7 protein-coding genes are annotated in these 7,484 nt (G+C 74.7%); 3 read left to right on the top strand and 4 right to left on the bottom strand.

Features of this window, described 5'->3' with window-relative positions:
- A partial coding sequence (locus LE181_RS31010; RefSeq protein ID WP_225664868.1) for a hypothetical protein occupies positions 1–1,499 on the top strand: 1,499 nt, incomplete at its 5' end.
- On the opposite strand, the gene LE181_RS31005 is transcribed toward LE181_RS31010, so the two are convergent.
- Complete coding sequence (locus LE181_RS31005; protein WP_225664867.1) at positions 1,487–2,992, bottom strand: SCO1417 family PLP biosynthesis transcription factor; 1,506 nt, start codon at positions 2,990–2,992, stop codon at positions 1,487–1,489. The two genes, LE181_RS31010 and LE181_RS31005, sit on opposite strands and share 13 nt — an antisense overlap.
- Before the next feature lie 103 nt (positions 2,993–3,095).
- Between LE181_RS31005 and yczE the strand changes: the two genes are divergently transcribed.
- Both yczE and LE181_RS30995 read left to right on the top strand, forming a co-directional pair.
- On the top strand, positions 3,096–3,800 hold the full coding sequence (gene yczE, locus LE181_RS31000; protein WP_225664866.1) for a membrane protein YczE: 705 nt from the start codon (positions 3,096–3,098) through the stop codon (positions 3,798–3,800).
- Between the two features lie 256 nt (positions 3,801–4,056).
- A complete protein-coding gene (locus LE181_RS30995) occupies positions 4,057–4,431 on the top strand; it encodes an RNA polymerase-binding protein RbpA (protein WP_004948858.1) in 375 nt (124 codons plus the stop codon).
- Between the two features lie 116 nt (positions 4,432–4,547).
- On the opposite strand, the gene fxsA is transcribed toward LE181_RS30995, so the two are convergent.
- From fxsA to lnt, 3 genes are all read right to left on the bottom strand, one after another.
- A complete protein-coding gene (gene fxsA / locus LE181_RS30990; RefSeq protein ID WP_225664865.1) occupies positions 4,548–5,111 on the bottom strand; it encodes an FxsA family membrane protein in 564 nt (187 codons plus the stop codon).
- 54 nt (positions 5,112–5,165) lie between these two features.
- A complete protein-coding gene (locus LE181_RS30985; protein ID WP_225664864.1) occupies positions 5,166–5,930 on the bottom strand; it encodes a polyprenol monophosphomannose synthase in 765 nt (254 codons plus the stop codon).
- On the bottom strand, positions 5,927–7,484 hold a 1,558-nt coding region (lnt, locus tag LE181_RS30980; protein ID WP_225664863.1), incomplete at its 5' end, for an apolipoprotein N-acyltransferase. The genes lnt and LE181_RS30985, both read right to left, overlap by 4 nt.

The following is a 7,484-nucleotide window of genomic DNA, read 5'->3' as shown; positions in this document are numbered from 1 at the left end:
GTGGCCTCGCCGACCACGCCCGGGACATACTGCACCCCCTGCTGGTCGTGGCGCGCGGGCTGCGCGTCCTGGCGGCCGGCGGGCGGCGGCGGTGGCAGCAGCTGCCCGGCGACCGGCGCGGCCCCACACTGCTCCTGGTGGCCTCCTGCACGGTCATCGTGGCGCTGCTCCCGCACGGGCCGACGTTCGCCACGGCGGCCCTGATGGCGGCGGGCGCCTGGGCCGGGCGCGAACGCGTCCCGCCCGAGGGGGAGGACGACCGCGGCGGGACCGAGGACGCCCGGCTGCAGGCGGTCTACGAGGCGCTGGTGCCCTACTTCTCCGACCCGCAGGACCCCGCGCCGCTCTACGAGCACGGCGGCGACCGGCAGCGGGCCTTCGAGGACCACGCCTTCGACGGGCAGGGGCGGCTGACGGCCCTGCGGCTGCGCTACCCCGGCTACTTCACCGACGGGGAGCCCGCCGCCCGGGCGAGGATCGAGCAGCTGCTGTACCTCAAGGCGGGGCGGGGCCGGGAGTACCGCTTCGACTGGGACGAGGCCACCAACCGGCTGACCCTGAGCGCCCTGCCCCCGCTGCCCACCGACGTCTGGGCCCAGCGCTTCGTGACCGCGCCCGGCGAGACGGTCCTGGGCTTCACGGACGCCACCACCGTGCAACGGACCCTGCCCGTGACCGACGGCGGCGGAACGCGGGACGCCTCCCCCGTCCTGTGGCGCACGGGGCGGCGCTCCACCGAGCCGCACCTGCTGGCCCTGGGCCGGCCGGGCAGCGGCACCACGACGCTGCTGCGCTCGGTGGCCGTGCAGGCGCTCCAGTACGGCGACGTCGTGGTGGTGGACGGCGGCGGCACCGGCGAGCACGCCTGCCTGGCGGGCCGGCAGGGCGTGCTCGCCGTCGAGTCCGCCCTGCCGGGCGTCCTGGCCGCCCTGGAGTGGGCCTCGCACGAGACGCAACGACGGCTGACGGCCGCCCACGGCGCCCGGCGGCTGGGGCGCGCGCTGCCCGACGACGTCCGCCGGCCGCTGTGGATCGTCGTGGACCGCCCCGCCGCCCTGAGCCGGCTCGCCGCCGACCAGGGCCGTCCGGATCCGCAGGCGCTGCTGGAGGTGCCGCTGCAGCACGGGCGCGTGGCGGGCGTCACCGTCGCGGTGGGCGAGCAGCTCGACGCCGCCGGGCTGCTGGCCGGTCCGCTGCTCGCCCTGACCGGGGCGCGGGCGGTGCTGGGGGCCCTCGCCCACGAGGACGTGGCGCGCGCGCTCGGCGCGCCCCCGCACACCACGCCCGCCGAGGAGGTGCCGCCCGGCCGCGGCTACGTGCGGCTGGGCCCGGGCCCCGTGCTGCGGCTGCAGGTGCCGGCCACCCCCGACCCGTACGACACCGAGACGGGCGAGGCCATGCGCAAGGCGGTGCTGGACCTGCTGCCCGAGCGGGTCCTTCCGTACCTCGGCCCGGCGCCCGTGGGCCGTGAGGGGATGCTGCCGGTTCAGGCCACGTAGGTGCGCGGCATCTCCGCGGCGGCGATGGCGCCGCTCGCCACCTGGCGGGCCGCCTCGGCCAGCCGGGTGGCCGCCTCCTCGGCGACCGCGCCGCCCACGGTGAAGGGCAGCCGCACGTACCCCTCGAAGGCCCCGTCGACACCGAACCGCGGCCCGGACGGCACCCGCACGCCCAGCCGCTCGCCGGCCTCGGCGATCCGCGAGCCGGACAGCCCGCCGGTGCGCGCCCACAGCGTGAGGCCGCCGCGCGGAACGGTGAACTCCCACTCGGGCAGGTGGCGGCGGACGGCGTCCACGACGGCGTCGCGGTTCTCCCGGGTCTGGGTGCGCCGGATGTCGAGGGCCGCGTCCCAGCCGCCGGTGTTCAGCAGCCAGGCGACGGCGAGCTGGTCGACCACGGGCGTGCCGAGGTCGGCGTAGGCGCGGGCGGCGACGAGGTTGCGGATGACGTCGGGGGCGGCGCGGACCCAGCCGATGCGCAGCCCGGCCCAGAAGGACTTGCTGGCCGAGCCGACCGTGATGACGGCGTTGCCGGCGGGGTCGAAGGCGCTGACCGGCCGCGGTAGTTCGAGGCCGGGCTCCAGCACGAGCTCGGACATGGTCTCGTCGGCGACGAGCAGGGTGCCGGCCGCCCGTGCCGCCTCGACCAGCTCCCGGCGCTGCTCCTCGGGGGCGAGGGCGCCGGTGGGGTTGTGGAAGTCGGCGATGACGTAGGCCATGCGGGGGGCGGCGTCGCGCAGCACCTGGCGCCAGGCCGGCAGGTCCCAGCCGGCGAGCCGGTCGGCCATCGCGACGGGCACGAGGCGGGCACCGGCCTCGCGCATGAGCTGCAGCACGTTGGCGTACGAGGGCGACTCGACGGCGACCCGCTCGCCACGCCCGGCGATGAGCCGGCAGATCGCGGCGACGGCGCCCATGGCACCGGTGGTGACCATGATCTGCTCGGGCATCGTGGGGATGCCGCGGGCGGTGTAGCGGTCGGCGAGGGCCTCGCGCAGGGCGGGCAGGCCGGCGGGGTAGTCGCCGTGGGTGTGGGCGTAGGGCGGCAGCTCTTCGAGGGCGCCCTGGAAGGCCCGGGTGAGCCAGGGCTCGGGGGCGGTCAGGGCGGCGCAGCCGAGGTCGATGACGGAGCCGGCCGCCTCCGGCGGCAGCGGGTCGAGGGCCCGGGTGGGCAGGGGGCTGCCGGCCGGCATGGCCGTCCAGCTGCCGGCGCCGCGCCGGGACTCCAGGAAGCCCTCGCCGCGCAGCGCCTCGTAGGCGGCGGCGACGGTGGTGCGGCTGACGGAGAGGGCGGCGGCCAGCTCGCGCTCGGCGGGCAGCCGGGCGGCCACGGGGACGCGGCCCTCCAGGACGAGCAGGCGGACGCCGTCCGCGAGGGAGCGGTAGGCCGGGGTGCGGCGGGCGCCGAGCGGCGTCACCGAGGAGCGCTCGTGCTGGGATCCGAGGAGGCGTGCCAGCTGCGGCGCCCCCACCGAAGAGGTCCACTGACTCATAGTGTGCGGTCCACCTTCCCGGGATTGGCTATGGATCTAGGGAGTATCCAGTCCACAGACTGTCACGCCACAGGCCACTCGCACCACCATTGGGGAGGAATCCTTGTCTGCGCCTCGGGGATCCGGACTCGCCCGCCGTCTCGTCCAGCTGTACGGCGGGCTCGTGCTGTACGGCGTCAGCATTGCCCTGCAGTTGCGGGCGGGGCTCGGGCTGGCGCCGTGGGACGTGCTGAACCAGGGCGTGTCCCGGCACACGGGCCTGTCGATGGGTACGGTCACGATCGCCATCGGTGCGCTGGTGCTCCTGCTGTGGATCCCGCTGCGGCAGCGCCCCGGGCTCGGCACGGTCTCCAACGTCCTGGTGATCGGCCTGATGGTGGACGCGACGCTGCGGGTGGTGCCGGCGCCGCCCGGAGCGCTGTGGGTGCGGATCCCGCTGCTGCTCTTCGCGGTCGTCCTGTGCGGACTGGCCACCGGGCTCTACATAGCGCCGCGTTTCGGCCCGGGACCGCGCGACGGGCTGATGACCGGCCTGCACCGCCGGACGGGGCGCTCGGTGCGGCTCGTGCGGACCTGCATCGAGGTCCTCGTCCTGGCGACGGGCTTCGTGCTGGGCGGCACGGTCGGCGTGGGCACGGTGCTGTTCGCGGTGGGCATCGGACCGCTGGCGCAGTTCTTCCTGCGGTTCTTCGAGCTGCCGGAAGCGGCCCGGAAGGAGGCCGCCGAGGAGCCCGCGAAGGAGCGCACGAACGTGCCGGAACGGGCGCTTCCGGCCGAACCCGTCCACGAATGCCCGGACCCGGTTTAGGTCTCAAACACGCGGGCCGGTAGTGTACGCCTCTGAACCACCGGACGGACCGTTACTGCGCGTTCAAGCAGCAGAAACACAGGGTGACATCTGTTGCCAGATGTGACAAAACGGGCGCTGGTGGGTACAACAAGGGGCGGCACGACGGGCGACGCATGTCCCTCAACGGGGAATCTTCACCGCCGACCGGACGTTGACCGGATGACGACGACAGCGACACCTGTCCTGTGGGCGACAAGCCCGGGAGGCACGATTCATGAGTGAGCGAGCTCTCCGCGGCACGCGACTTGTGGTTACCAGCTACGAGACCGACCGCGGCATCGATCTGGCACCGCGCCAGGCGGTGGAGTACGCATGCCCGAACGGCCATCGATTCGAGATGCCGTTCTCGGTAGAGGCGGAGATTCCGCCGGAGTGGGAGTGCAAGGCGTGCGGCGCCGTGGCACTCCTGGTGGACGGCGACGGTCCTGAGGAGAAGAAGGGCAAGCCTGCGCGTACGCACTGGGACATGCTCATGGAGCGGCGCACCCGCGAGGAGCTGGAGGAGGTGCTGGCCGAGCGGCTGGCCGTCCTGCGCTCCGGCGCCATGAACATCGCCGTGCATCCGCGGGACACCCGCAAGTCCGCCTGACGGCGGACGCACGACAAGCACGACAAAGGGCCCGGGCCACTGCTTCCTGAGCAGTGGCCCGGGCCCTTTCGTGCGCTTGCCGCCTTGCGCCCCTGCCGGCGCGGCGTGCGCCCTCGCTACCGCGGCAGCTGCGGCCCGTCCGGGCGCCGGGCGGGCGGCTCGTCCTCGCGGACCACCTCGCCCTGGACGACCTTGCCGTCCGCCTGGTGCATGCGCGCCTGCTGGAAGGCGTCACCGAGCGGGCCGGGCGCGTAGCCGTTCAGCCGGCGCCCCACGGTCTTGCGCAGCAGGGCCCGGGTCGGCGGGAAGAGGCAGAGCAGGCCGGCCACGTCGGAGAGCAGGCCCGGCACCATCAGCAGCAGCCCGCCCAGCATCGTCAGGGCGTTCCCGCCGCTCTCGCCGGGCGCCGGGGCGGGGGCCGCACCCGGGGTGGTCTGCAGGGACCGGGTCAGGCGCTGCCAGGCCCGCCGGCCCGCCCGCTTGATCACGTACGAGCCGGCGACGACGCCGGCCACCAGCAGGGCGAGGACGGTCAGCCCGCCCGCCGCCCCGGCGACCAGCGTCAGGAGCCAGACCTCCAGCACGACCCAGGCGGCCACGGCGAGGGGAAGGAACCGGCGGGTCCGGCCGCGCGCCGGCGGCCGGTTCCTGGGGGTCTGCTGCTGCGCTCCGAACGTCATGCCTCAAGTGTGCCCGGACGGCGCCGGAAGGGCCGGAGCGGGTTTACCCGGCCCTTATCGGTCGCGGCCGATGACCTTGGCGGCCCGGGAGCCGATCCCCCAGGACGTGACGCGCCACAGGGCCTCCGCGACGATGTCGCGGCTCATCTTGCTGTCGCCCAGCTCGCGCTCGACGAAGGTGATGGGGACCTCCACCACGTGGAACCCGGCCTTGACGGCGCGCCAGGCCAGGTCGACCTGGAAGCAGTAGCCCTGGGAGGCCACCTCCTCCATGCCCAGCCCCTCCAGCGTCTCGCGACGGAAGGCGCGGTAGCCGCCGGTCACGTCCCGGATGGGGACGTCGAGCATGAGGCGGGAGTAGGTGGAGCCGCCGCGGGAGAGGAACTCGCGGGACCGGGGCCAGTTGACCACCCGGCCGCCGGGCACCCAGCGCGAGCCGAGCACCAGGTCGGCGTTCTTGAGCGCGGTGAGCAGCCGGGGCAGCTCCTCAGGCTGGTGGGAGCCGTCGGCGTCCATCTCCACCAGCACGCCGTAGCCGTTGTCCAGGCCCCAGCGGAAGCCGGCCAGGTAGGCGGCGCCCAGGCCCTCCTTGCCCTTGCGGTGCAGGACCTTGACGTGGTCGTCCTCGGCCGCCAGCTCGTCGGCGAGCTTTCCGGTGCCGTCCGGGCTGTTGTCGTCGGCGACGAGGACGTGCGCCTCCGGTACGGCCTCCCGCACCCGGGCGACGATGGGCTTGATGTTCTCCGCCTCGTTGTAGGTCGGAATGATCACCAAGGTCGTGCCGAGCGGACCGTATCTCCGCTGACCACCGTCGTTCACTTCTGACCCTTCTTGTCCACTATGTCGTCCGGCCGTACCCGACGGCCGATCAGGACTGCGGCCGCGCAGGACAGAAGGCCCACCATAGCGAGCGCCCATTCGGGTGCCGCACCGACGCGGTCGGCGACGGTGGTGCCGTCGCGCAGCGGGATGCGCGCGGTGATCACGTCGCGGGTGAACTCCTCGCTGCGCTGCAGCACCTTCCCGTCGGGGGCGACGACGGCGCTGATGCCGCTCGTCGCGGCGGTGACCACGGCCCGGCCGTGCTCGACCGCCCGCAGCCGGGACATCGCCAGCTGCTGCTCGGGCTGGCCGGTGCGGCCGTAGGTGGCGTTGTTGGTCTGGACGACCAGGGCCCGGGCACCGGCCCGCACGGTCTCGTGCACGATCTCGTCGTAGGCGACCTCGAAGCAGATCACGTCGCCGAGCCGGGCGGGGCCGACCTGGAGCAGTCCGGTGCGGTCCCCGGGGTAGAAGTCGCGGGGGACGCGCTGCAGCCGGGAGATGACCTTGCTCAGCTGGGCGCGGAAGGGCACGTACTCGCCGAACGGCACGGGGTGCTGCTTGGCGTAGGAGGCGCCGGGGCCGGTCCGCGGGTCCCAGACGATGCCCTTGTTGTCGATGTAGCCCCGCTTGCCCGGGTGGTCTATGAGGGCGCCGACGAGGACCGGCACGCCCACGGCCCGGACGGCCTCCTCGATCCGGTCGTACGCCTCGGGGTACTGGAAGGGGTCGAGGTCGGAGGAGTTCTCCGGCCAGATCACCAGGTCCGGCTTCTTCGCCTTGCCGGCCCGGATGTCGCGGGCGAGCTCCAGCGTGGCGTCGACGTGGTTGTTGAGGACCATCAGCGGGCGGCCGAGGAAGTCCATGCCGGGCTTCTCCACGTTGCCCTGGACGATCGCGATGTCCACCGTGTCGTCCGCCTCCGTGGGCACGGGCACGGCGTACCCGGCCACGACGACGGCGCAGGCCAGGGCCAGCGCCCCCGCACCGGGCAGGGCCGCCCGCAGGCTCCGCGGGCCGGTGCGCAGCCGGTGGGCGGCCGGCGCGGCCCAGGCCAGCAGGGAGCCCGCGAGGGCGACCGCGAAGGTCACCAGCGGGGCGCCGCCGAGGGCGGCGAGCGGGGTGAAGGGGGAGCCGGTGTTGGCGAAGGCGAGCCGTCCCCAGGGGAAGCCGCCGAAGGGCACCCGGTCACGGGCCCACTCCTGGGCCACCCACAGGCACGCCCCCCACAGCGGCCACAGGGGCAGCCGCGAGGACAGCGCGAGCCCGGCGCCGAGGACGGCCAGGAAGAGCGCCTCGACGACCGACAGGCCCAGGACCGCGTCGTAGCCGACGACGTGCAGCCAGCGCAGCAGGACGAAGAAGAACGGCAGCCCGAAGGCGAAGCCGGTCCAGGCGCCCTGCCGGGCGGTGCGGCCGCGGGTCAGCAGCGCGAGCGCGGCCACGGCGGCGGCCGACAGCGGCCACAGGCCGTACGGGGGGAAGGCGGCGGCCAGCGCCAGGCCGCCGAGGGCGGCGAGGGCGGTGCGGGGCGCCTCGCGGCGGGCGAGG

This window comes from Streptomyces sichuanensis (assembly GCF_020328095.1).
Classification (GTDB): Bacteria; Actinomycetota; Actinomycetes; order Streptomycetales; family Streptomycetaceae; genus Streptomyces; species Streptomyces cinnamoneus.
Note: the sequence above shows the minus strand (reverse complement) of the source record. Positions and strands in the feature narration are given on the sequence as shown.

What these genes read in the sequence shown, in the direction of transcription:
- LE181_RS31005 (WP_225664867.1), bottom strand. Translation starts at nt 2,992, where the DNA reads ATGAGTCAGTGGACCTCTTCGGTGGGGGCGCCGCAGCTGGCACGCCTC.
- LE181_RS30995 (WP_004948858.1), top strand. Translation starts at nt 4,057, where the DNA reads ATGAGTGAGCGAGCTCTCCGCGGCACGCGACTTGTGGTTACCAGCTAC.
- fxsA (WP_225664865.1), bottom strand. Translation starts at nt 5,111, where the DNA reads ATGACGTTCGGAGCGCAGCAGCAGACCCCCAGGAACCGGCCGCCGGCG.